The 25,198-nt window shown below is 62.2% G+C and carries 20 protein-coding genes and 1 pseudogene; 14 read left to right on the forward strand and 7 right to left on the reverse strand.

The genetic code is table 11. The annotated features are described in order from the left end of the window. Positions 1–86 precede the first annotated feature (86 nt). From AB6O04_RS08225 to AB6O04_RS08265, 9 genes are all read left to right on the forward strand, one after another. Positions 87–1,169 carry a Fic family protein gene (locus AB6O04_RS08225; protein WP_368563363.1) on the forward strand — a complete coding sequence of 361 codons (1,083 nt, stop codon included), beginning with the start codon at positions 87–89 and terminating at the stop codon, positions 1,167–1,169. 105 nt (positions 1,170–1,274) lie between these two features. Further along, positions 1,275–2,162 (forward strand): alpha/beta fold hydrolase, encoded by an 888-nt coding sequence (locus tag AB6O04_RS08230; protein ID WP_368563364.1) that lies wholly within the window; start codon positions 1,275–1,277, stop codon positions 2,160–2,162. 145 nt (positions 2,163–2,307) lie between these two features. Beyond that, on the forward strand, positions 2,308–3,948 hold the full coding sequence (oleC, locus tag AB6O04_RS08235; protein WP_368563365.1) for an olefin beta-lactone synthetase: 1,641 nt from the start codon (positions 2,308–2,310) through the stop codon (positions 3,946–3,948). 128 nt (positions 3,949–4,076) lie between these two features. Further along, positions 4,077–4,535 (forward strand): endonuclease domain-containing protein, encoded by a 459-nt coding sequence (locus AB6O04_RS08240; RefSeq protein WP_368563366.1) that lies wholly within the window; start codon positions 4,077–4,079, stop codon positions 4,533–4,535. Continuing rightward, positions 4,532–5,545, forward strand: coding sequence for a 2-alkyl-3-oxoalkanoate reductase (gene oleD, locus AB6O04_RS08245; RefSeq protein WP_368563367.1), 1,014 nt, complete (start codon positions 4,532–4,534; stop codon positions 5,543–5,545). The genes AB6O04_RS08240 and oleD overlap by 4 nt, the downstream gene beginning before the upstream one ends. A 57-nt stretch (positions 5,546–5,602) precedes the next feature. After that, entirely contained in the window at positions 5,603–5,764 is a 162-nt protein-coding gene (locus tag AB6O04_RS08250; protein WP_337343492.1) for a DUF1328 domain-containing protein, read from the forward strand. Between the two features lie 166 nt (positions 5,765–5,930). Further along, positions 5,931–6,584 carry an SCP2 domain-containing protein gene (locus tag AB6O04_RS08255; protein ID WP_368563368.1) on the forward strand — a complete coding sequence of 218 codons (654 nt, stop codon included), beginning with the start codon at positions 5,931–5,933 and terminating at the stop codon, positions 6,582–6,584. After that, a complete protein-coding gene (gene ubiB, locus AB6O04_RS08260; RefSeq protein ID WP_368563369.1) occupies positions 6,581–8,239 on the forward strand; it encodes a ubiquinone biosynthesis regulatory protein kinase UbiB in 1,659 nt (552 codons plus the stop codon). The genes AB6O04_RS08255 and ubiB overlap by 4 nt, the downstream gene beginning before the upstream one ends. Before the next feature lie 127 nt (positions 8,240–8,366). Next, complete coding sequence (locus AB6O04_RS08265; RefSeq protein WP_368563370.1) at positions 8,367–9,098, forward strand: N-acetylmuramoyl-L-alanine amidase; 732 nt, start codon at positions 8,367–8,369, stop codon at positions 9,096–9,098. Positions 9,099–9,510: 412 nt separating this feature from the next. Here AB6O04_RS08265 and AB6O04_RS08270 read toward each other — a convergent pair whose 3' ends face one another. After that, positions 9,511–12,357 carry a M16 family metallopeptidase gene (locus AB6O04_RS08270; RefSeq protein ID WP_368563371.1) on the reverse strand — a complete coding sequence of 949 codons (2,847 nt, stop codon included), beginning with the start codon at positions 12,355–12,357 and terminating at the stop codon, positions 9,511–9,513. Between the two features lie 169 nt (positions 12,358–12,526). On the opposite strand from AB6O04_RS08270, the gene AB6O04_RS08275 reads away from it, so the two are divergent. Then, a complete protein-coding gene (locus tag AB6O04_RS08275) occupies positions 12,527–13,243 on the forward strand; it encodes a pseudouridine synthase (RefSeq protein ID WP_368563372.1) in 717 nt (238 codons plus the stop codon). Positions 13,244–13,425: 182 nt separating this feature from the next. On the opposite strand, the gene AB6O04_RS08280 is transcribed toward AB6O04_RS08275, so the two are convergent. The 3 genes from AB6O04_RS08280 to AB6O04_RS08290 form a co-directional block, all read right to left on the reverse strand. Beyond that, on the reverse strand, positions 13,426–13,815 hold the full coding sequence (locus AB6O04_RS08280) for an MAPEG family protein (RefSeq protein WP_368563373.1): 390 nt from the start codon (positions 13,813–13,815) through the stop codon (positions 13,426–13,428). Positions 13,816–14,019: 204 nt separating this feature from the next. Further along, a complete protein-coding gene (locus tag AB6O04_RS08285) occupies positions 14,020–15,726 on the reverse strand; it encodes a M28 family metallopeptidase (RefSeq protein WP_368563374.1) in 1,707 nt (568 codons plus the stop codon). 183 nt (positions 15,727–15,909) lie between these two features. Next, positions 15,910–16,572 (reverse strand): hypothetical protein, encoded by a 663-nt coding sequence (locus tag AB6O04_RS08290; protein WP_368563375.1) that lies wholly within the window; start codon positions 16,570–16,572, stop codon positions 15,910–15,912. A 205-nt stretch (positions 16,573–16,777) separates the two neighbouring features. On the opposite strand from AB6O04_RS08290, the gene gpmI reads away from it, so the two are divergent. The 3 genes and pseudogenes from gpmI to AB6O04_RS08305 all read left to right on the forward strand — a co-directional run. After that, a complete protein-coding gene (gpmI, locus tag AB6O04_RS08295) occupies positions 16,778–18,331 on the forward strand; it encodes a 2,3-bisphosphoglycerate-independent phosphoglycerate mutase (RefSeq protein WP_368563376.1) in 1,554 nt (517 codons plus the stop codon). Beyond that, positions 18,331–19,593: a murein hydrolase activator EnvC gene (locus tag AB6O04_RS08300; protein ID WP_368563377.1), complete on the forward strand. Its 1,263-nt coding sequence runs from the start codon at positions 18,331–18,333 to the stop codon at positions 19,591–19,593. Before gpmI ends, AB6O04_RS08300 begins: the two co-directional genes overlap by 1 nt. Positions 19,594–19,751: 158 nt before the next feature. Then, positions 19,752–21,053 (forward strand): annotated as a pseudogene (locus tag AB6O04_RS08305) (S41 family peptidase); the annotation flags it as partial. A gap of 277 nt (positions 21,054–21,330) precedes the next feature. Here the strand turns inward: AB6O04_RS08305 and AB6O04_RS08310 are convergent. From AB6O04_RS08310 to AB6O04_RS08320, 3 genes are all read right to left on the reverse strand, one after another. Next, positions 21,331–21,846: a CHRD domain-containing protein gene (locus tag AB6O04_RS08310; RefSeq protein ID WP_368563378.1), complete on the reverse strand. Its 516-nt coding sequence runs from the start codon at positions 21,844–21,846 to the stop codon at positions 21,331–21,333. A 308-nt stretch (positions 21,847–22,154) separates the two neighbouring features. Then, complete coding sequence (locus tag AB6O04_RS08315; protein WP_368563379.1) at positions 22,155–22,475, reverse strand: DUF1820 family protein; 321 nt, start codon at positions 22,473–22,475, stop codon at positions 22,155–22,157. A 151-nt stretch (positions 22,476–22,626) separates the two neighbouring features. Next, positions 22,627–23,319, reverse strand: a complete 693-nt coding sequence (locus AB6O04_RS08320) for a rhomboid family intramembrane serine protease (RefSeq protein ID WP_368563428.1) — start codon at positions 23,317–23,319, stop codon at positions 22,627–22,629. A 225-nt stretch (positions 23,320–23,544) separates the two neighbouring features. On the opposite strand from AB6O04_RS08320, the gene AB6O04_RS08325 reads away from it, so the two are divergent. Next, positions 23,545–24,924, forward strand: a complete 1,380-nt coding sequence (locus AB6O04_RS08325) for an OmpP1/FadL family transporter (RefSeq protein ID WP_368563380.1) — start codon at positions 23,545–23,547, stop codon at positions 24,922–24,924. Positions 24,925–25,198: the final 274 nt, after the last annotated feature.

Consider the following 25,198-nt stretch of genomic DNA (forward strand, 5'->3'; position numbering starts at 1 on the left):
CGACATGTATATTTTTCTTATAAAAATATACATGTCGCCCGCAATGTGCATATAGAATAGGCATTCCTTTACATGAGGATGCAAGGATGCCCATCCCCTCGCTTCAGGCGTTGGATTTTCGGCGTTTCGAAACCGCGAATGTTCTCAAACGTCTGAACGGCGCTAGCCGTGTTTTGGCGGAATTGAAGGGGGTCGCGGCCAGCATCCCCAATCAGAACATCCTGATCAATACGCTGACCCTGCAGGAAGCACGGGACAGTTCGGCCATCGAGAACATCGTCACCACGCAGGACGACCTCTACCGCGAGGAGAATCCGGCCGACGCCACCGGTACGGCCATCAAGGAAGTGCTGCGTTACAGGCAGGCGTTGCGCACCGGATTCGAACAAGTTCGCGATACCGGATTGCTGACCCTCAACGCCATCCTGGATATCCAGGAGCAACTGGAATGCAATCAGGCGGGCTTTCGCAAGTTGCCAGGAACGGCGCTGCGCGATGGAGCAGGGCGTGTGATCTATGAGCCGCCTCAGGACGCGAATGAAGTCCTGCGAATGATGGGTGAACTGGAGCGATTCATCCATGACGAGCCGTCGTACGCTGCCGATCCTCTGGTGAAGATGGCCCTCATCCACCATCAGTTCGAAAGTATCCACCCGTTCTACGACGGCAACGGACGCACAGGACGCATTTTGAACGTGCTGTACCTGGTCAAGGAGCGGCTGCTCGATATTCCCGTGCTGTACTTGAGCCGCCACATCGTCAGGACCAAGCCGGATTATTACCGCCTGCTGCAAGCGGTACGTGATGATGACGCCTGGGAAGACTGGGTGCTGTACATGCTCGACGCGGTGGCCTCCACCGCGGCCGAAACCATCAGCACCATCCTTGGCATCAAGGCCTTGCTGCAAACGACCAAGCAACAGGTGCGCGACAACTACAAGTTCTACAGCCAGGACCTGATCAACAATCTGTTCAACCACCCCTACACCCGGGTCGAATTCGTGCAGCGGGAGCTAGGCGTCTCAAGATTGACAGCCACAAAGTATCTCAACGCGCTTGCGGACGGAGGCATGCTGCAGAAGCTGCGCATGGGCAGGAATAATTACTACGTGAACCGCCCCCTGTTTGATTTGCTTGGCAGTGGAGAAGCGCCGGGACTGCGGTCATGACGCGACTGTGAGCCGGCCTGTCAAAAAACATCTACAAACGCGTTCGTCGCCGTGCCTGCGAATGCGTGTTCCTCAGGCGCTACGCGCCACTGACGAGTCTTTGCGATGAACCTTCCCGGCTATCCCTTCACCCCCAAGAAATTCCAGATCCGCCCCGGCCTTTCGATGAGCTATCTCGACGAAGGCCCGCGCGATGGCGAGATCGTCGTGATGCTGCACGGCAATCCGTCGTGGAGCTATTACTGGCGCAATCTGGTGTCGGGATTGAGCGATAAATATCGTTGCATTGTGCCCGACCACATCGGTATGGGTCTGTCGGACAAGCCGGACGACAGCCGCTACGACTACACGCTGCAGTCGCGCGTCGATGACGTACGAACACTGCTCGATCACTTGGGAATCACCGGGCCGGTGACGCTGGCGGTGCACGATTGGGGCGGCATGATCGGCTTCGGTTGGGCGCTGTCGCATGCCGAACAGGTGAAACGGCTGGTGATTCTCAATACCGCCGCTTTTCCGCTGCCCGCGTCGAAACCGATGCCTTGGCAGCTCTCGCTAGGGCGCGACTCCAAGTTCGGCGCCTTCATCATCCGCGCGTTCAATGCGTTCTCTTCCGGTGCGTCCTACCTGGGCGTCGAAAGAAAAATGCCGGCGGACATACGCCGCGCTTACGTATCGCCTTACAACACCTGGGCCAACCGCATCAGCACCTTGCGTTTCATGCAGGACATTCCGCTAACGCCGGGCGACAAAGCCTGGGCGCTGGTGGAAGAAAGCGGACGCCGGTTGCTGGAGTTCGCCGACCGTCCCGCGTTCATTGGGTGGGGACTGAAGGATTTCGTGTTCGACCATCACTTCCTGGCCGGTTTTCGCGCGGCTTTGCCTAATGCGGAAGTGCATGCTTTCGAAGACGCCGGCCACTACGTGCTGGAAGACAAGCAGGACGTGCTGGTGCCGGCGATTCGCCGGTTCCTGGACATGCATCCGCTGTAGAACGACGTCAATCGTGACCGTGTACCCCAGAGTGAAACCTACTGTTCGCCATCCGGACGCGCTGCGGCGCGTTCTTCATTCTGCACACCGAGCGGCTATCGGGGCGCGGCTGACGCAAGCGGGGTCTAGCGGCGACAATGGCGGGATGAACGAAACCTGCAACATTGCCGCCAGCCTGCCGCGACTCGCCCAGGAGCGTCCGACGCAAGTCGCCATCCATTGCCCCAACGGCAGCGGTCAATACGACTCCGCGCTGACCTATGCCGAGCTGGACGCGCGCAGCGATGCGATTGCAGCGGGTTTAAGCCGATACGGCATTGCCCGCGGTGTACGCACGGTGGTGATGGTGCGGCCCACAGCGGAGTTCTTCCTGGTGATGTTCGCGCTGTTCAAGATAGGTGCGGTGCCGGTGCTGGTGGACCCGGGCATCGAGAAACGCGCGCTGAAGCAATGCCTGGATGAAGCGCAGCCGGAAGCGTTCATCGGCATTCCGCTGGCTCATGTCGCGCGTTTGCTGCTGGGGTGGGCGCGTAGCGCCAAGCGAGTGGTGACGGTCGGCCGCAGGTTCGGCTGGGGCGGTACCACGCTGGCGCAGATCGAACGCGATGGCGCCGGTGCCCGTGCGCAGTTGGCCGACACTCAACCCGATGAAGTCGCCGGCATTCTCTTTACCAGTGGCTCGACCGGCGTGCCGAAGGGTGTGGTGTACCGCCATCGGCATTTTGTCGCGCAGATCGAACTGCTGCGCGAAGCCTTTGGCATGCAGCCGGGCGGTGTGGACTTGCCGACCTTTCCGCCCTTCGCCCTGTTCGATCCGGCGCTGGGTCTGACATCGGTCATTCCCGACATGGATCCCACGCGGCCGGCCAGTGCCGACCCGCGCAAACTGCACGCCGCGATCCGCCAGTTCGGCGTTACCCAGCTGTTCGGTTCGCCGGCCCTGATGCGAGTGCTGGCCGACCACGGCGAGCCGCTGCCTGGTGTGCAGCGTGTGACCTCGGCCGGTGCACCCGTGCCGCCCGAGGTAGTGGCGAAAATGCGCAGGCTGCTGCCGGAAACGGCGCAATTCTGGACCCCGTACGGCGCGACCGAATGCCTGCCGGTGGCGGTGATCGAAGGGCGCGAGTTGCAGAGCACGCGCCAGGCGACCGAGCAGGGCGCCGGCACCTGTGTGGGCCGGCCGGTGCCGTCCAACGAGGTTCGCATTATCCGTATCGTCGATGCGCCGATTCCTGACTGGTCGGATCATGATGTGGTTCCGCAAGGCGAGGTCGGCGAGATCACCGTTGCCGGGCCGACCGCCACCGACAGCTACTTCAATCGCGACGCCGCCACCCGCGCGGCCAAGATCCGCGAACGCCTCGCCGACGGCAGCGAACGCATCGTCCACCGCATGGGCGACGTGGGCTATTTCGATAGCGAAGGTCGGTTGTGGTTTTGCGGACGCAAGACGCAGCGGGTGGAAACCGCCGATGGCCCGCTATATACCGAGCAGGTGGAGCCGGTGTTCAACACCGTGCCATATGTTCGCCGTACCGCGTTGGTGGGTGTAGGCGAATCGGGCCGGCAGCGGCCTGTGCTGTGCTACGAACTTGAAGCCGGCGCTCCCGTTGGTGCGCAAGCCGGCATCGAAGCGGAGCTACGTGCACATGCGGCGCGCCATTCGCATACCGTGGGTATCGATACTTTTCTTCGCCATCCGGGCTTTCCAGTGGACATTCGCCACAATGCCAAGATTGGCCGCGAGAAACTGGCGGTCTGGGCGCAAAAGCAAACGGATGGATAAGAACCGCGCTCTTCTCCCTCCCTTGCGCGCAGCGCAGGGGAGGGCCGGGGAGGGGTGCTCTTGCTCTTGCTTCTGCCTTTGCTCCATCTTGCAACGCAATAGCAGCCATAAAGGGAGATCGACACGCCATGGATGATCTGCGCCGCAGAGCCCGAGAACTGCGTAACGCGGCAACGGAAGCTGAGAATCATCTGTGGCAGCGCCTGCGCTTGAAGCAACTGGCAGGTTTCAAGTTCCGACGGCAAGTCCCGATTGCCGGTTACATTGCCGACTTCCTTTGCCCAGAGGCGAAGTTGATCATCGAGCTCGACGGTGGACAGCACTATGATCAGATCGCATATGACGAGCGCCGGACTGGTGTGTTGCAAGCGAATGGCTATCACGTGTTGCGTTATTGGAACAACGATGCGCTTGTACAGACAGAGGCTGTGCTTGAAGACATTCTGGGGGCATTGATATCGATCAGCAGCGACGGCAAAAGCCAAAGCCAAAGCCAAAGCCAAAGCCAAAGCAACGGCACCCCACCCCAACCCTCCCCTGCGCTACGCGCAAGGGAGGGGGACAACAGCAAAGGCAACAAAACATGAAAATACTGGTCACTGGCGGTGGCGGTTTCCTGGGCCAGGCACTCTGTCGCGGTTTGGTGGAACGCGGCCACCGCGTCATCAGCTTCAATCGAGGCCATTACCCGGTGTTGAGTGATTGGGGCGTGGGCCAAGTGCAAGGCGATCTCGCCGATGCGCATGCGGTCATGCATGCGGCGCAGGGCGTCGACGCGATTTTTCACAATGCGGCCAAGGCGGGCGCCTGGGGCAGCTACAAGAGCTACCACCAAGCGAACGTGGTTGGCACGGAAAATGTGCTGGCTGCGTGCCGTACGCACGGCATCGGCAAGCTGGTCTATACCTCCACCCCCAGCGTCACTCATCGTGCCACTCACCCGGTGGAAGGCGGCACCGCCGACACCGTTCCTTATGGGGAAGATTTCAAAGCGCCGTACGCGACCACCAAGGCTATCGCGGAAAAAGCAGTGCTCGCCGCGAACGATGCCAATCTCGCCACGGTAGCCTTGCGACCGCGGCTTATCTGGGGACCCGGCGATCATCAGATCCTGCCGCGCCTGGTCGAGCGTGCCGAGGCCGGTCGCTTGCGTGTCGTTGGCGACGGCAATAATTTGGTCGACACCACTTACATAGACAACGCGGCGCAAGCGCATTTCGATGCGTTCGATCATCTAGCGCCGGGTGCGGCGTGCGCGGGCAAAGCGTACTTCATCTCCAACGGCGAGCCGCTGCCGATGCGTGAACTGCTGAATGCTTTGCTCGATGCGGCCGGCGCACCGCGTGTGGAAAAATCGCTGTCCTTCAAGGCCGCCTACCGTATAGGTGTTGTCTGCGAAACACTGTGGACGGTGCTGCCGCTGAAAGGCGAGCCGCCAATGACCCGTTTTCTGGCCGAACAACTAAGCACCTCCCATTGGTACGACATGGCGCCCGCGCGGCGTGATTTCGGCTACGTTCCCCGGGTGTCGTTTAACGCCGGGCTCACCAAGTTGAAGGAATCACTTCAAGCAAACACCTCCGTCACCCGGCCGTGACCGGGAATTCCCCACCATGACATCGCGCCGATCCGGCACGCTCTCACGGGAGTTCCCATGCTGCGTTACGCCGTCATCTTCTTCGTTATCGCCCTGATTGCGGCGGTACTCGGATTCAGCGGCATCGCTGGCGCCGCCAGCAACATCGCCTGGATCCTGTTCGTCGTATTCGTGGTCCTGGCCATTATTTCCCTGCTGCGTGGACGAAGCGTCCCGTAGCCTCGGTAAGGCAGAAGCCCATAGCGGCCCATAGCGGCAACGTCACCGGCATCCCGCGGAATCGGCGAAGCTACACTCCGCCAGATGCCAGACGTTGCCGCACCTGAAGATGACAAGGTGCGGCTAAGCCAAGGCGGCGCCGTTTGCCTTGTAGAATGCGGGGCTTATGAGCCCTTCTCCTTTCGATGCCTTCAAACCGCTGGCGGGTCGCGCGCTCCAGGCGACGTTGAACCGTGCGCTTTCGCTGGACCCCGACACCCAGGCGGCCTTGCAACCGCTGGATGGCAAGCGCATTGCACTAACGCTGGAAGCACCGGCGTTGGCGATGGAGATCAGCGTCGAAGCGGGGCAGTTGCGGGTCGGTCCCGCGCGCACTGGATCCACCACCATGGCCGACGAGCCCGACCTGGCGGTGCGCAGCACATTGGGCGGGTTGTTCGCGCAGTTGCCGTTCCTGCGCAAGGATCAGGGTGCCCCAGTCGGACGCGTTCGCGTTTCCGGCGACGCGGAACTGGCCCGCCGGCTGCAGACATTGGCCGAACGCTTCGACCCCGATTGGCAGCAGCCTTTCACCGCGATGTTCGGCGAAATATTGGGCGTACAGATCGCCAACGCGGCGCGCAATGCACTGCGGCAGGCCAGAACGGCGGCCGGCAACCTGGCAGAAAGCGCCGCCGAATACGTCACCGAAGAATCGGGCGATGTGGTGGCCTCCGCAGAGCTCAATGCATTCCACGATGATGTCGATGCGCTGCGGGATGATGTCGAGCGCATTGCGGCACGCATCCAGCGCCTGGCAACACCGAACGGTGCCGCATGAGGGCGGTACTGCGCGCCGGCCGTATCGGTCTGGTCCTGCTGAGGTACCGTTTGGATGATCTGTTGGATGACACGCCGGCCGAGCGTTGGCTGAAGCTTGGGCGGCCATTCGTACCGCGCGCTTCGGTCGAAATCGCCGCACAGCCGCGTGGCGCGAGATTGCGCCTGGCGCTGCAAGAGCTGGGGCCTATCTTCGTCAAGTTCGGCCAGATTCTTTCGACACGCCGCGATCTCATTCCTCCGGACGTGGCGATGGAACTTTCGCTGCTGCAGGACCGGGTCAAACCCTTCGATGGCGAGGCTGCGCGATGCATCGTGGAGCAGGCGCTGGCGCGCCCGGTCAGCGAGGCGTTCGAATCCTTCGATACCACTCCGCTCGCTTCGGCCTCCATCGCGCAGGTGCATGGCGCGGTCCTGCCGGGCGGGCGCGAAGTGGTGGTCAAGGTGCTGCGCCCAGACATCGAAAAGCAGATCGCGGCGGACATCTCGCTGCTCAAATCGGTAGCAGTACTGGTCGACCGTGCGCATCCCAGCGCGGACAAGATCCGCCCGCGCGAAATCGTCGCGGAGATCGAATCCACCTTGGCGGCCGAGCTCGATCTGCAACGCGAAGGCGCCAATGCCAGCGTGATGCGGCGCTTCTGGAAAGATTCGCCCGATCTATACGTGCCGGAGATCATCTGGTCGCATAGCGCCGAACGCGCACTGACGATCGAGCGTGTGCACGGCATTCCGTCTGACGACATCGCCGCGCTGGATGCGGCCGGCATCGATCGCACGGCCTTGGCCGCGAAGGGTGTGCGGGTGTTCTACACCCAGGTATTCCGCGACAACTTCTTCCACGCCGACGCGCATGCCGGCAATATCTGGGTGGACAGCGACCCGGCGCGCAAATCCAACCCGCGTTTCATCGCGCTGGATTTCGGCATCACCGGCCAGCTGTCTTCGGAAGATCAGTACTACCTGGCCGAGAATTTCATGGCCATCTTCAACAAGGACTACCGGCGCATCGCCGAGCTGCACGTGGAAGCGGGTTGGATGCCTGCTTACGTGCGCATAGACGAACTGGAAGCGGCCGCGCGTTCGGTCTGCGAACCTTATTTCACCCGGCCGCTGTCGGAAATATCGCTGGCGGAAGTGCTGCTGAAGCTGTTCCGCACCGCGCAGAAATATGAGCTGACCTTGCAGCCGCAACTCATCCTGCTGCAAAAGACATTGCTCAATATCGAAGGCGTCGGCCGCCAGTTGGACCCGCAACTGGATATCTGGGCAGTAGCCCGGCCGGTGCTGGAACGCATCCTGGTGGAACGTTACAGCCCGCAGCGCGCCGCGCAGGAGCTGCGTAAACGACTGCCGGAAATCATGACCCATGCGCCGGATATGCCACGTCTGGTACACGCCTGGCTGACCCAGCAGGTGCAAGGCAAGCACGAATTGGCGATGCGCTCGAAGGATCTGGCCGAGCTGGCACAGATAATGAAAGGCATGCAGCGTCGCATGGTGGCGGCCGTCCTAGGCGTCGGCTTGTTGATTGTCGCGGCGGTGCTGTACGGCATGGAAGCCGGCGGACCACGCGTGTTCTCCGTGCCGGCCTCGGCGTGGATCGCAGGTATCGGCGGCCTCTGGGCGCTGCTGGCGGCGTGGCCGCGGAGATAACGGGATATTTTGATAGAACCCCTGTAGGAGCGCCGTCTCGGCGCGAGCTCTTCGCTTTCATCGTGATCTGGCAGCAAGAGCTCGCGGCGGGACGCCGCTCCTACAGTCACGATATGGATAGGTCACCATGCAGACAGGTTTCCAGAAGCTCTTTTGCATCTTGCTGCTGACGCTGCTCACCGCCTGCGCCTACGCACCGGAGCGCAATCTGCTGGCCACCTGGGTTCCTTCCAGCAACCACGAGCCGCGCCGGCCGATCCTGATCGTCATCCACGCCACCGAGCAGGAATCCGTGCAGCGCAGTCTGGATACCTTGCGCTCGCGCAACAGTGGCGGCCCGGTCAGTGCGCACTATCTGATCGGCCGCGGTGGTGATCGCTATCAATTGGTCGCCGACGACCAACGCGCATGGCACGCGGGCGCGGGATATTGGGGCACCATCACCGACGTCAACTCCGTGTCGATCGGCATCGAACTGGACAACGACGGCACGGCCGCATTCCCGAACGAACAGATCGATAGTCTGCTGGTGCTGCTGGAAGACCTGTGCACGCGGCTGCGCATCCCGCGTACGCAGATCGTGGCGCATTCCGATTTCGCGCCTACACGCAAGAAGGACCCAGGCCCGTTGTTTCCGTGGAAGCGACTGGCCGAAGCGGGATTTGGCGTGTGGCCGACGGATGATGCGCCGCCTGCACCGATCGGTTTCGATCCTTGGACCGCACTACGGCTGTTGGGTTATCCAGTGGATGACCGCGCCGCCACCGTGCGTGCCTTCCATCGCCGCTTCCGGGGGATGGAAACCGATGTGCTGGATGATGAAGATTTGCGAATACTGCACGCACTGACGCGGGAATGATCTTGTAGAGCGGAGCTGCGCCCCACGACAACGCCGAGTCAGTAGCAACGAGGCCGTCGCAACGGCGCGCCCCGCGGCCTTCGTACCGATGTAAATAAGGCCGTCGCAACGGCAGACGATGACGAATAGCCGGCTTTTAAGCAATCAAAGGTGTTGTCGTAGAGCGGAGCTTGCTCCGCTGCTTTAGGCGTTATGCATGCCGATTGAAGAGCAGCCGAGCAAGCTCGGCTCTACCAGAGCGCGGATGAGGTCCTTGTGGGAGCGACGTGAGTCGCGACGTTGACGTCTCCGGTCGCGACTCACCCGCACCGGCATGCCGGTGCGACTCCCACAAGGATGCTGTGTCGACACTCCCGCCATGACCGCTTGACAGTCAACATCGGATCTCGATCCTACAAGGACAAGGCAACGTCTATTTGCTTGTGGACGGGGCGGCCGGCTTGCTGGCGTCGACGCTGTCGAAATCCCCCGCCACAAATACGCTCAGCTGATCGGGTTTCAGATGCTTGCGGATGGCCGCATTCACTTGCTCCAGCGTGAGCGCCTGGTACTTGGCATCCAATTCCGCGGTGAACTGCATGGTGCGCCCGTAGTACAGCTGATCGGCCAGCATGTCGGCCACACTGCTGTCTTCCGCACGGCCTTGCTGGCGTTCGGTCAGGATGCCGGACACCGCGTCGCGCAGCTCTTCCGCGGTGATCCCGTCGGCGATCAGCTTGCTTAGTTCTTCGCGGACGGCCGCTTCCACCTTGCCCATGTTCTGCGGGGCAGCGATTGCCTGGATGGTGAAGTGGCCGGCGTTGTCTTCACCACTGCGGCTGTCGTCGGCGCGGATGCCGCTGGCGATGCCGTAGCTCAAGCCTTCCTTCTGCCGGATGCGGTCACCCAACCGCGATTTCAGCGCGCCGCCGCCAAAGATGCGGTTCGCCACGGCCAACGCAGGATAATCGGCGTCGATCACCTTCAATGGCACGTTGTGCCGTGCCAGCAGCACGGCATTGGGCTTGTCTGGCGTCGGGAAACGTTCCTGTTTGGCTGCCACGGCGGTATAGCGCGTATCGATGGGTGCGTATGCGCGCGGCGATTGCCAGCCGGCGAACAAGCTTTCCAACTGCTGCTTGACGGCCACCGGATCGAAGTCGCCGACGATGGCGATTTCGCCGTCCGCGGTGCCATAGAAGTCACGGTGGAATGCGCGCAGGTCGTCGAGCTTCAACGCCTTCAGCTCGGCCAGCGATTGGTCCAGGCTCAGCACATGCAGTGGATGACCGGCAGGCCAGGGATCGAAGTATTGCGCCAGCGCGCGGCCGGCGACGCTGCCAGGTTCCTGGCGCGACGCTTCCAGCCCGGTGATGGCCTGCAAGCGTAGCTGCTCGAACTCGCTTTCCGGAAATACAGGATGGCGCAGCACGTCGGCCGCCAGCGCCAGCGCATCGCGCAGATGCTCGTTGCGGCTGTGCATCGAAATTCCGGCACTTTGCAGTCCGCCGCCGATGTTGGCTTCGGTCTTCAACGCTTCGAAGCGCTGGTCGATCTGCTCGCGCGAGAATGTCTTGCTGCCGCGCATCAGCATGGCGCCCACCATGGAAGCGGCGCGGTCGCGACCCGTCAGTGCAGCTTCGTCGCCGAAGCGGAATTCCGCGCTCACTACTACGGTGCCGCCGCGGGTTTTCTTGGGCAGCAGCGACACCTTCAAACCGTTCCCTAGAACGAAGCTTTGCGTCCTGGCCTGGATATTCTGCGGCGAAGGATCGAAGTTCTCGCCTGCCGACACTGCGGCGCGACCGGTATAGCCCGCCACCAGCGCGGCAGGATCCGGCGCCGCCGGTACGATCACGCGGTCCGGCGCCTCGGTCGGGACGAATCGCCCCAGCGTGCGGTTGTTGGCTTTGAGATAAGTGGCGGCGACGCGATTGACGTCTTCGGCGGTGACCTTTTCGACAGCATCGCGGCTGATGAACAACAATCGCCAATCGCCCGCGGCCAGGTACTCCGACAGTCCCATGCCAACCGCGTTGACGTCGGTGAAATACAGATCGTAAGCGTTGGCGATGCGCTGCTTGGCTTCTTCGACTTCTTGCGCGGTGATGGCGCGTTGCCGCAACTGTTCCACTTGCTCCAACAGCGTCGCTTCCGCCTTCTTCGCATCACCGTCCTTGGGCATCACCGCGATCACGTTGAGCAGGCCAGGGTCGCGCATGGACTCGCTACCCGCGCCGGTACCCGCGGCAATCTTGGTTTCGACCAGCGCTTTATGCAGGCGGCCGCCGGGCGTATGGCCAAGAACCTCCGCAAGCACGCTTAAAGGCGCGCTATCCGGATGTGCCAGCGCGGGAATATGGTAGGCAGCCGCCACCAGGCGCAGATCGCCGACGCGGCGAACGGTGACTTCACGTTCGCCATCCTGCGGGGGTTCGGCCGTATAGAAGCGAGGCAGCGTGCGCGAGGGCTTCTTGAGCTTGCCGAAACTCGCGCTGATCATGCCCAGCGTACGCGCCGGATCGATGCGGCCCGCGACAATCAAGGTGGCATTGTCCGGCTGATACCACTGGCGATAGAACGCCTGCAGCCGGTCGATCGGCACGCCTTCCACGTCCGAGCGTGCGCCGATGGTTGAGTTGCCGTAGTTGTGCCAGAGAAACGCGGTGGAACGGATGCGCTGGAACAACACGCCGCCGGGATTGTTCTCGCCGCTTTCCAGTTCGTTGCGCACCACCGTCATTTCGCTGTCCAGGTCCTTCTTGGCGATGTTGGAATTGACCATGCGGTCGGCTTCCATGCTCAAGACCCAAGCCAACGTCTCGTCGTTGGCGGGAAAGGAAGAGAAGTAATTGGTACGGTCCAGCGAGGTGGTGGCGTTGAAATCGATGCCGCGTTTCTTCATCTCGCCGCTGATGTCGCCATGCGTTGGCGTGCCCTTGAACACCAGGTGCTCCAACAGGTGCGCCATGCCGGTCTCACCGTAGTTCTCATGTACGGACCCGACCGAATACACCAGATTGATGGTAACGGTGGGTTTGGTGTCGTCGGGAAACAACAACACCTTGAGGCCGTTGGGCAGGTTGTACTCGCTGATGCCTTCTATACTCGGGCCAGTGCCGATGCCCTTCGGTATCGCCGCCTGCGCCGGTGAAACGGGCGTGAAGCCCAGGCCCAGCGTCAGTGCCAGACTTAGTGCGAAAATGAAGGGTAACGACCTCGGAGCCTGATCACGGTCTGTCGCGAGCGACGGCAGGCGGCTAGTGGCGGAGCGCAGCAAGCGCAGCGTATGTGCAATACGTGAGCATTGCGAGCACCGCACGCGGGCCGCCTGCCGAGCGCAGCAAGATCGTGAACAGGTTCTCATAGCATCTCCAAAAAATTGCAGAGCCAGCGTCCATCGCAAGCCAGCACATGGAGTGTCTCAAATTTCTAGAAAGGATTTCTGCATGAATGCAGTAGTGGACACTGGCATCAGCGTTCGATACGTGGACGACCGGATCGCCGTCGTCGACAAGCCCGCGGGCCTGATGGTCCATGACAGCAAGCTTGCGCGTGGCGAGACCGATTTCGCCGCCGACCGGCTACGCGAACAGTTCCAAAAGCCCATCTTTCTGATCCATCGCCTGGACCGCGCCACCAGTGGCTGCCTGCTGTTGGCATTCGATCGCGAGGCCGCCAGCACGCTGGGGCGTGTACTGATGTCGGGCGAAGTGGAGAAGGACTACCTGGCCGTGTGCCGCGGTTGGCCGGAAGAGAGCTTCACCGTCGATCATCCGTTGGACGGCGGCCCGGGCAAGCCGGAAAAGAAGCCGGCGCTGACGCGCTTTCAGCGATTGGCGACGGGCGAGTTGGCGCTGCCGTCGGTGGGTTTCGAAACTTCGCGCTATGCCTTGTTGCGCTGCCGGCCGGACACGGGTCGTTTCCGGCAGATCCGCCGCCATCTGAAGCACGTTTCGCATCACATGATTGGCGATACCAGCCACGGCGACGGACGGCACAACCGCCATTTTCGAATGCTGGGTGTGCATCGCATGCTGCTGCACGCGGTGCGTCTGGCGTTTCCGCATCCAGTCACGGGTGATCGCATCGACGTAACCGCACCGTTGGATGTGGAGTTTCGGAAGACGTTCGTACTATTTGGCTGGGATGAGTCCTTGCGGTGACGCAGAGCATGTAGGAGCGGCGTGAGTCGCGAACGGAAGAACAGCCAAAGCTTTCGACACGGATTAACGCGGAAAGAAGCGGATAAAGCGATGAAGACGTTTTATCCGTTTTTATCTGCGTTAATCCGTGTCCCAAGCTTTGGATTTCCGTTCGCGACTTGCGTCGCTCCTACAAGTTAGGTTCAAGCGATCTTCAACGCCGCCATCACCATCAGCGCCAGTGCACTCAGGAAGCCAACCAGCCAAACCAGGCTGCGCAGAGCTTGCTGGTTGCCGATATAGAAAATCCCATGAAGCACGCGCGCGACGACAAATACGACGGCCAGTGCATTGATGGTGCTGCCTGGAACGCCTGCCAGTTGCGCCATCAACACGCCGGCGACCAACGCGGGGAAAGATTCGAAGCCATTGAGGTGCGCGGCATGGGCGCGGTGCGAACGCGGATTGGTCTGCTTGGTTTGCCAGCCGCGCGGGTCGCGGTTGTTGTAGCGTTCGCCGGATTGCTTGGCGATGGTGACCCAGATATAGGGCAGCACGGCCGCGATCAGGATGCACCAGTAGGCGATGGACATTGGATGTTCCCTTGAAGGTTGCGGCATAGCCTAGCCGAAAGGGCGCGATCGGGCGTGGCTGGAACGTCTGTCTTGTAGGAGCGGCGTCCCGCCGCGAGCTCTCGCTTCCATCGCGATCTGACGGAAAGAGCTCGCGGCGGGACGCCGCTCCTACAAGGTGAAAAAAACGGCGCCTTGCGGCGCCGTTTTTTTACCTCGGGCGGCTTATTTGGCCGCCGCAGGTTGCTTGGCCTGCATCATCTTGTCGCGGGCGGCCTTGAACGGATTGCCTGAATACCAGTTCGGCCATTTGTCGTTGCCGGCCAGTTCCTTGCCCACGCCGTAGAGCGCTTCCATATCCAGCATGGTGCCGTCCAGTTTCCAGGTTTCCGGGTAGTACTCATCGCTGGGGCCGTGGTAGTGCCTGGCGTAGTCGTCCGCGGCTTTCTTGCCGCCTTCCGTGCCGCCGTCCACCAGGTCTTCGCCGCCATCGGCATACAGCGCGGGCACGCCGGCCTTGGCGAAGTTGAAATGGTCAGAGCGGAAATAGAAGCCGCTTTGCACCGACGATTCGCCGTGCAGGGTGCGGCCCTGAGCGGCGGCGATGGGCTTCAGGATGTCTTCCAACTCGGAACTACCGAAACCGGTGACGGTCATGTCCTTGGCTTTGCCGGCAACCGACATGGCGTCGATGTTGATCACGCCGGCGATCTTTTCCAGCGGGAAGGTCGGATGAGCGACGTAGTATTTGGAACCCAGCAGACCGGATTCTTCCAGCGTCACCGCGATGAACACCAGCGAGCGTTCCGGTTTGGGTTCCTGGTGGGCGAAGGCTTCGGCAATCTCCAGGATGCCCGCTACGCCGGTGGCGTTGTCGATCGCACCGTTGTAGATGTTGTCGCCTTGCTCGCCTTCGTGTTTGCCCAGATGGTCCCAATGGGCCATGTAGATCACCGCTTCATCCGGACGAGCGCTACCCGGCAGTACGCCGATGACATTGCGCGATGCCTTCTCGGTGATGGTGCTCTTCAGGTCCACCGACAATTTGCTCTTCAGCGGCACCGGCTTGAAGCCGCGCTGGTTGGCGGCTTTGTATGCGGCATCCAGATCCATGCCCGCATCGGCGAACAGCTGCTTGGCGGCCTCTGCACTCAGCCAACCCTGCAGCGGCACGCGCGGGTCCGGATCGTCCTTGGCCGGCAGGTCGTATTGCGCGCCGGACCAGGAATTCTTCACCACGTCCCAGCCGTAGCTGGCGCCAGCGGTGTCATGGACGATCAGCGCGGCGGCGGCACCCTTGCGCGCAGCCTCTTCGTACTTGTAGGTCCAGCGGCCGTAATAGGTCATGCGCTTGCCGTCGAACAGCTTTTCGTCACCGCTGTGGAAGCCTGGGTCGTTGACGAACATCACCACCGTCTTGCCTTTCCAATCCTGGCCGACGTAGTCGTTCCACTGCTGCTCCGGTGCGTCCACGCCATAGCCGACGAAAATCATGTCGCTGTTCTCGACCTTCACTTCCGGCCGACCGGTGCGGGTGCCGATGACGAAATCGGTGCCGAACTTCAGCTCGCGCGGCTGGCCAGCGACGTCCAGCTTCAGCACGGTGTTCGGATCGGCGGTGGTTTCCACCATCGGCACGTCTTGGAAATAGCTGCCGTTGTTGCCGGGCTGCAGACCGACGAGCTTCATCTGCGCTTCCAGGTAGGCGATGGTCTTTTCCTCGCCAACGGAGCCGGGCGCGCGACCTTCGAATTCATCCGATGCCAGGATTTTCACCCGTTCGGTGAAATCGGCCTCGTTGATGTCGGCAGCGAATGTGTGTTCTGCGGCTGTGGCGGGTTCTGGCGCGGCGGCCGGGGTTTCGGTGGCTTCGCGCTTGCACGCGGTCAACGCGGCAGCGGCGGCGATCGCCCATAGAAGCTTGCGGGACATCGGGATTCCTCAATCACGGGAATCCCGATTCTAGCCGGGTTTACTGGTATTACTGGCGAAGTCGCCTGCTTCGCAGGCTGTAAAGGGGAAAGTCGGCGGCGGTGCCGCCTGCAAAGGGTTGCCCGCTTCTATTTACTCTTTGCAGCGCCAACGGCGCGACTTCCCTCTTTACCACTACGACCACTACTCCGTCGGCGCCGTATCGGTATCGAAGATCTTGGCAGTGGCGCCAGTGATCGGACCGGTCTTGGCGCTGCGGTGCACATACAGCGTCACCGGCCGTTCGAACACCAGCGGACCTTCGACCACCGCCTTCGGGCCGATGATGATGCGCGGGTCGCGCCCCAGCTTGATCGGGAGGATGGACTTGTTCTTCTCGACCTTGATGCCGCCCTTGACGTGCGAATTGACGCCCACGGTGATATCGCCGTTCACCGTATGAATATCGCCGCCTAGCTGCGTGGCGACCAGGCCGATGCCGCCATTGACGGTGGATACGCCTTTGCCGATGACGCCGCCGCGATCGACGAACACGCTGCCGTTGACCGTTTCGATGCCGTCCTGGACCTGCACGCCAGTGCCCACCCTGATGCCGCCGTTGACCGTTTCGAGCGATTGGAGCCGCGCTTTATCGCCTACTTCGATGGCGCCATTCACCGTGCTGACGTCTTCGGCCGTGGCGCCGGTGTCAACGCGGACGCTGCCGTTGACGGTTTCCAGATCGCCGTAGGTCTGGCCAGCCTCGGCGGTGACGCTGCCGTTGACCTTCGAAATTTCTTGCTGCGCCAGTGCGGGGCCCGTGGCCAGCGCCAGGCTCAATAGCAGGGCGGTGCGGTAGCGTGTCATGGGTCGTCGTCCTCTGGGTGGTGGAGTGTTGGAGTATGGAGCTGGTAGTGGATTGGATGCATCGAACGGACGCAAGGTTTAGTGCGGATCCGCTTGGGCCCGCTCGTCGCCAAAGGTCATGGCATATCGTATGCCGGCCATTGCCCCGCCATAGCACCATGCATGGCTACAATCGTCACCTGCCTGAAGTCACTGGAAGCCTGCCGTGCCCCCATCTGATCTGCCCACTCCGCGTCCCAAGCCCGTTGTATTGCTGATCCTGGATGGCTGGGGCCATCGCGAAGACCCGGAGGACAATGCGCTGGCACAGGCCGATATCCCGCATTGGCGCCGTTTATGGACCACCTGCCCGCACACGTTGATCCACACCGAAGGCCGCCATGTGGGCCTGCCGGATGGGCAGATGGGCAATTCCGAAGTAGGGCACATGAATCTGGGCGCCGGCCGGATCGTCTACCAGGACCTGACCCGCATCGATGCGGCCATCGAGGACGGCAGCTTCTTCGACAATGCGGAACTGGTAGCCGCCTGTGATGCCGCCAAGGGCGAAGGTCGCACGCTGCATCTGTTCGGCCTGCTATCGCCAGGCGGCGTGCACAGCCACGAGAACCACATTTTCGCGATGCTGGAGCTGGCCAAGCGCCGCGGCGTGCCACGCGTCGCGGTGCATGCCTTCCTCGACGGCCGCGACATGCCACCGAAATCGGCTGAGCCGAGCCTGCGCGCGCTGCAGGCGCTGTGTGAAGCGTCGGGCAATGCGCATATCGCCACGGTCGATGGCCGCTATTACGCAATGGACCGCGACAAGCGCTGGGACCGCCTGCGCAAGGCTTGGGATGCCATCGTCGAAGCCAGCAGCGAGTACACCGCGCCGGATGCGCTGTCTGCCCTGCATGCGGCCTATGCGCGCGGCGAAAACGATGAGTTCGTGATGCCGACCGTGATCGCCGGCGCGCAGCCGATGCGCGATGGCGACGCGGTGGTGTTCATGAATTTCCGTGCAGATCGCGCGCGCCAGATCACCGGAGCATTCGTGTCGCCGACGTTCGATGGCTTCCAGGCTCGCCGGCCGCAGCTGTCCCGTTATGTCTGCCTGACCGAATACGACGCCAAGCTGCCGGCTTCGGTCGCCTTTGGTCCGGACGACCTGCGCCACACGCTGGGCGAACTGCTGGCCGAGCGCGGTCTGACCCAGTTGCGCATCGCCGAAACTGAAAAATACGCGCACGTGACGTTCTTCTTCAGTGGTGGACGCGAAGAGCCATTCGCCGGCGAAGAGCGCATCCTGGTGCCCAGCCCCAAAGTGGCCACCTATGATCTGCAGCCGGAAATGAGCTGCCCCGAACTCACCGCCAAGCTGGTGGAAGCCATCGGCTCGGGACGTTTCGACGTGATCGTCTGCAATATCGCCAACCCCGACATGGTGGGCCATAGCGGCGACCTGCAGGCGGGTATCCTGGCGGCGCAAGCGGTGGACGTGGCGCTCGGCCAGATCGATGCGGCGGTGCGTGCCGCGCACGGTGCGCTGGTCATCACCGCCGATCACGGCAACCTGGAGATGATGCGCGACCCCGCAACCGGTCAGCCGCATACCGCGCATACCGTCGGTCCGGTGCCGCTGGTCTATGTCGGTGAGCGGCAGCAGGCGGCGCTGCGCGAAGGCGGTGCATTGCGCGATGTGGCGCCAACCTTGCTCGATCTGCTGGGACTGCCGCAGCCAGCGGAAATGACCGGCCGCAGTCTGTTCGCCGGGACTTGATGCACCGATATCCGCTCCGTGCGATCACCTGGGTGCTGGCGCTAGTGCTGGCGCTGGGCTTTTTCTCCGCGACGGCCGAAGTATCCGCGCAGAACCAGCGCGAGGCCGAGAAGAAGCTGGAGCGGGTGCGTGGCGAGCTGAAATCCATCTCGCAAGAACGCCGCAAACTGGAAGGCGAACGCGGGGAAGCGTCGCGCAAGTTGCGCGAAGCTGATGAGCAGGTAGGCAAGTCCGCACGTGTGCTCAACGAAACCGAAACCGCATTGCGCCGTGAAGAAGCCGCTTTGGCCCAACTGCAACACAAGCGCGACGACATGCGGCAGCGCCTGGGTGGAGAACGCCAACAACTGACGGCATTGGTGCGCGCGTCCTATCAGTTGGGCAGCGATGCGCCGCTCAAGGTGTTGCTGTCGCAAGACCGGGTGGCCGATGCGAATCGCGCATTGGCTTATCACCGGTACGTGCAACGCGATCGTGCTTCCAAGATATCGGCCCTGGCGAGCGAGTTGGAGGCACTGGACGCGGTGGAGCGCGATATCGCCGCACGGCGCGCCGAGCTGGACGAAGCGCACCGGCAACTGCGCCTGCAGGTGGCGAAGCTGGAAAAAGACCGCAAGCAACGCGCAAGCCTGGTCGCCGACCTCGAAGAGCGTTACCAGGACCGCAGCCAACGCGAAAAGGCGCTGGGCCAGGACGCGCGCTCACTGGAGCGCCTGCTGGCCAACCTGCGCGCTGCCGCCAAACGTGCGGAAGCCGAACGCGTTGCCGCCGCCAAGCGTGCCGCTGCGCAGGCCCGTAAAAAGGCGTCCGCCGATGGCTCTTCTTCGCGCCCGGCCCGCAGTCCCGCGCGGCCAGCGGTGGCGTCCGCGCCGCCACTCAAGGTCGGTGGCCTGGGCTGGCCGGTATCCGGCGATCTTCTGGCGCGCTACGGCGGCAGGATGCCGGATGGGCGCACCAGTTCCGGCGTGCTGATCGGGGCACCGGCAGGCAGCACGGTCACCGCGGTTGCCGACGGCACGGTGGTGTTCTCGGAATGGATGACCGGCTACGGGCTGATCCTGATCGTCGACCACGGCAATGGCTACATGAGCCTGTATGCGCACAACGACAGCTTGCTGCGCGACACCGGCGATCGGGTCAAGCGCGGCGATGCGGTATCCAAGGTCGGCAGTTCCGGCGGGCAAGGGCGTCCCGCGCTGTATTTCGAATTGCGCCGCAACGGCCAGCCGGTGGACCCCGGTTCGTGGCTGCAACGCCGCTGAACGGCCCTGCCCGGATAACCACCAGTGAACAACCGCGCCGGCTGGCTTCGCGCATAATCCAATGAAACTTCGCGCCCTTTGCGGAGTCGATGCTGTCGCTGCATTCCATGCGGGATACCCCTATGGAGCCTCGACGAAACCCCCCACGGAGTGATCGCATGCGTTCGCGTTTGACTTTGGCTTTGCTCATCGCCCTGACCGGCGCACCCGCGTTCGCGCAGCAATCGCAGCCGCAGCCGCAGCCGCAGCCGCAGCCGACTGAGGAAGAGCCCGCGGTCGCTTCCAGCGACGACCCCGACGCGGCAGAAACCGCGCCTTCCAAAGTGCCACTGGAAGAAATCCGCCGCTACGTGGCGGTGTTCAATGCGGTCAAGGAAGCCTACGTCGAGCCGGTGGAAGACAAGAAGCTGATGCATTCGGCCATTCGCGGCTTGCTGCTGGACCTGGATCCACATAGCACGTATTTCGACAAGGAAGACGCCGACGCTTTCGATGAGCAGTCCAGCGGCGCTTACGACGGCATCGGTGTGGAATTGCTGCAGCAACCGGACAACACGCTGCTGGTGGTATCGCCGATCGACGAAACGCCTGCCGCGAAAGCGGGCATCAAGGCGGGCGACGTCATCGTCGCCATCGACGGCAAGCCGATCAGCAGCAAGGACGGCATGGCGCCGCTGCGCGGCGAGCCGGGTTCGAAGATCACGCTGTCCATCTTGCGCGAAGGCAAACCCAAGCCGTTCGACGTCAGCCTGACCCGGGAAACGATTCGCGTCGCCAGCGTTCGCAGCCGCATGCTGGAGCCGGGTTACGGCTACGTGCGAATCAGTGCTTTCCAGACCGATACCGCGGCTTCTTTCCAGACGCAACTGGACAAATTGCAGGCCAACGGCAAGTTGCGCGGGCTGGTGGTGGACTTGCGCAGCAATCCCGGCGGTCTGTTGCTGGCGGCGGTGCAAGTGGCCGACGATCTGTTGGACAAAGGCAACATCGTCAGCACGCGCGGCCGGATTTCGATCAGTGATTCCAAATTCGACGCGACGCCAGGCGACCGTTTGAACGGCGCGCCATTGGTGGTGCTGGTCGACGCGGGTTCGGCCAGCGCCGCCGAAGTGTTGGCAGGCGCGCTGCGCGACAACCAGCGCGCACGCGTCATCGGCAGCCGCACCTTCGGCAAGGGTTCGGTGCAAACCGTGTTGCCATTGGACAACGGCGATTCGGTCAAGCTGACCACCGCGCGTTACTACACACCCAGCGGCAAATCGATCCAGGCCAGCGGCATCGTTCCCGACGTGGTGCTGCACCCGGACGGCGTCGATCAACCGGCCACCATCATCGACTATAGCGAGGCAGTTCTACCCGGCCACCTGCGCGGCGACGATGAAGGCGCGGAAGGTTACGCTGCCGGCGATGTGCTGGATGGCGACAAGCCTATCGAAGCGGCATTGGTGGAATTGAAGAAACAAGTCACCGCCAGCGCCCCGCCCATCAAGCAGGCGCGTTGAGCGCATCGCGAGATGCACCATTTGTAGGAGCGGCGTCCCGCCGCGAGCTCTTCGCTTTTGTCGCGATCTGACAGAAAGAGCTCGCGGCGAGACGCCGTTCCTACAAGAACGCTACGCGGGAATCTTTGCAAGGCTTGGCCCGCGACGGAAACGGTGTGACCACTTTTTCGCCAGTCGCCTCGTCGCTAATCACTGATTGACCTTTGCGTTCGACCTCTTTCAGCGGAAAGCGGACTCAATGCCAGAAATGCATGCCGCGATCGAGCTGGCCACGGATCTCGCCGGCGGGAAACAGCGACGAATGCACGTTGACGTAGGCAACGCCTTTGCGGATCGCGGTAACAAGTTCGGCAAATTCGCCCGGCGTGATGCCTTGTCCGGCGGGGCCAATGATGTTCGCTGGCAGCAACAGGCCGGTGACTTCACCGGATGGCGGGCATACGGGTGCCAAGCCGGTGGGATCGGGATTGGCTACTGTCTGGCATAGAAATACGCTGACCCCGCCGTTGACGCCTTTCTGCCCGATGTGGATATGGGCCTGCCGGACCTCGCCCTGCAGGCCGTCGTAGCTGAGCCGATAGGCAATGGTGCCGTCCGCGATGCGCGCGAGGAACATGCCGCTCGCACCTGACGAGATCGAAGGGACTTCTTCGAAGCTACGTAATGGAATAGCGATGTTCTGGGCTTGCGACAGCACAGGAACGCAACACAGCACCAAAGCCCAGGTTGCATAAGCGAGTAGCGATTTCATGGCGGATTCCTCGGTAATCCAGCAGCGGATCCCCTCGCCGCTGGATTACGCGCGGTATCGTTCAGCGATCGTGAAACGCCGGGCTTTTCCGACAGAAGGAATCCACTGGCGAGGCTTGGCCGACAGCGGGAATCGCATGACCGCTTTTGCCGGCCAAGTGGGCGAGTTGAACCGCATTGCGAGTGCCGTCCTGGTTGGGGACAGATCGGTAGGAGCGGTGTCTCGCCGGGAGCTCTTCGCTTTCGTCGCGATCTGACAAGAGCTCGCGGCGGAACGCCGCTCCTACAAGAGCGGTGCAAGAGGAATCCTTAGCGGGGCTTGGCCGGCAGCGGGAACGGGGTGACCACTTTTTCGCCAGTGGCCGCGTCGCGAATCACCGATTGGCCTTTACGTTCTACTTCTTCTATCCGAATGATGCTTTGCATCGGCAGGTGCAACACCTTGGTGCTGCCGAACTCGTCGCGCAGGCGCTCCTCGGTGGGGTCCACCACCAAGCCGTCGTGCAGGTCGAACACCAGTTCGCTCACTTCGGTAAATCCCCATAAGCCGCTGGCGGCGACCTGTCGCGCGTACAACTCGTAGACCTTGCTGTGATTGAGGAAGGTGATTTTGTAGAGCTTGGTTTTCATGTGTGGATTATAGGGGTGGGAAGTCGGCCGCTGTGCGGCCTGATAAGTCGGCGGCGGTGCCGCCTGCGAAGGGTAAAGACGATCACCTCATTTGCAGGCCGCGTAGTGGCCGACTTCTCTCTTTGCAGCCCGCGCAGCGGGCGACTTCCCCTCAATACCCTTGCCGCTTTCGCAAACGCCTGGCAATGGCGGCGCGGACGAACAAGGCGAATATCACCCCGAACAGGAATCCCGCGATATGTGCCGACCAGGCGACCGCGCCGAAGGCAGGGCCGATATAGGCGAACAACACTTGCAGCAGCGCCCAGATGCCGATCAGCAGCGACGCGGGCGCCTTCACGAATTCCAGGAACAAGCCCAGCGGCAGCACCACGCCCAATTTGGCGGTGGGAAACAGCGCCAGGTAGGCGCCGATGACTGCCGACACGGCGCCGCTGGCGCCGATGATCACCCGGTCCGGCGCGCCAATGGTCAACACCGCGGCCAGATTCGCCACCGCGCCCCCCAGCAGGAAGAGCACCAGGAATCGCCATGGGCCCATCGTGCGTTCGGCGGGCAGTCCGAAGATCAGCAGGAACACCAGGTTTCCGAGCAAGTGCGCCCAGTCCGCATGCAGAAAGAGCGCGGTGAACAGCCGAAGTGCGGCGCCTTCCCGCAGCGCCGCCAGCCATGCCTCGGGGGAGGCCATGCCGCCGGACAGCGCGCCCCACTGGGTGACCAGGCTGTCGTGGGTTTGGTGCGAACGAGTTGTTGCCCAGAGAAAAGCGATCCACAAAGCGGCGAACAGGGCAGGCGTCGCCCAGCGGACGGGCGGTTTCTTGCGTGACGGAATGGAAACGAACATACCAGCGCAATGTAACGGGTCGATCCCGCATATGCCCACCGCTGTATTCATATTCATGAATAGGGCTCGCGTGATGAGGCGCGATTGTTAGCGTTTGGTTAGTAGGTATACTGCATACGGCGTCGTATGTCGGGAGGGGTTTCCGGCGGGCTAACGGGTGGACACAACACCTGCGGCCATAGCGCGACGCAGGCGATTTGCCCCCCGTCTCCGGAGAAACTATTCATGGAATTTGCTAAAAACTTCACCAAGATTTCCGCACTGGCGCTCGGTATTGCCGGCGCACTGGCCTGCGGCCAGGTTCACGCCGCCGCTTTCCAGCTGAAAGAAAACAGCGTCAAGGCCCAGGGCCGCGCGATGGCTGGCGCCGCATCGGCCATGGGCGATGCCTCGGTCGTCGCCAATAACCCGGCCGTCATGTCCACCTTCACCGAAAAGACGGTGCAGGCCGACGTCACCGCTATCGACCTGTCCTTCAAGTTCAACGGTAGCGGCACCGCGGCGGCGGGTAGCCCGTTGCAGCAGCCAATGACTGGCGGCAACGGTGGCGATGCTGGTGATCTGGCAGCCGTACCTGCGGCTTCGTTCATTCTGCCGCTGAGCGACGGCTTCGAATACTTGACGCTGGGCGCGATGATCAGCGCGCCGTTCGGTTTGAAGACCGAATACGACCGCGATTGGGTTGGCCGCTACCATGCGGTGAATTCCGACGTGAAGATCATCGACCTGACGCTGGCGGCTTCGTTGGAAGTCACTGAGCGCTTCTCCGTGGGCCTGGGCGTGATCTATGAACACGCCGATGTCACTTTGACCAATGCTGTCGATTTCGGCGCTGGCATCTGCCGTGTGGCCGTCTCGCTGTGCGTGACCCCGAACCCGGTCGCTGCTCCGTTCGGCCCGCAGAAGAATGACGGCATGGCGAGCATTTCCGGCACCGACAACAGCTTCGGCTGGATCGCCGGCTTGAACCTGCGCCCGACCGACAAGCTGTCGCTGGGTTACGCATACCGTTCGGAAGTCGACCACGAACTGCGTGGCGACGCTACCTTCGAGGTCCCCGGTTCGGTGCGCGCGGTGTTGGGCTCGAACGTCTATCTCGCCAACGACGGTGGCGGTGCCAACCTGACTTTGCCGGCCACGCACACTTTCAGTGCCACCTACCAGGCGACTGATCGCCTGGCCATCATGGCCGAAGGCGTTCACACCGGTTGGGATTCGCTGAAGGAAATCCGCATCGAGTTCGACAATCCGTTGCAGCCCGATGCCGCAGAAGACTACAACTGGCACGACAGCTGGTTCTATTCGCTGGGCGGCGAGTTCAAGCTCAACGACAAGTTCACCCTGCGCGCCGGCTTTGCCCGCGACGAATCGCCGGTGGCACGCGCTTACCGCACGCCGCGTATGCCCGATCAGGACCGCAACTGGTACTCGATCGGCGCGACCTGGCACGTGAGCGACAAGATGGAAATCAACGCCAGCTACGTCAAGCTGGACCTGGTTGATGATCCGGAAATCGATCTGATGTCGTCCAGCGGCTCTCGCCTCGTTGGCACTTACGACGGCGGCGCCGATCTGTTCGGTGTTTCGATGCAGTACAAGTTCTAAAAACGCCATCGGCGCAAACAAAAAAACCCCGCTTCGGCGGGGTTTTTTCATATCCGAACTTTGCATGTAACTCCCGAAAGTTCGTCATCCCGGCGTAAGCCGGGACCCAGCGATTTTCTTGCCTCGACACCCAGTGCTCTGACTGCGGCCAGCGCGGAAGCGCTTTGACCAGCTACGCTGTAGGAATGCTCATCAACAGCCGTGTCCCGATGGCTAACGCCGTTGTACAGCTGGCGTCGGCCAAGTAGGGCCGACCTACGTGGTTGCAGTGCGG

The organism is Pseudoxanthomonas sp. UTMC 1351 (assembly GCF_040948865.1).
Taxonomy (GTDB): domain Bacteria; phylum Pseudomonadota; class Gammaproteobacteria; order Xanthomonadales; family Xanthomonadaceae; genus Pseudoxanthomonas_A.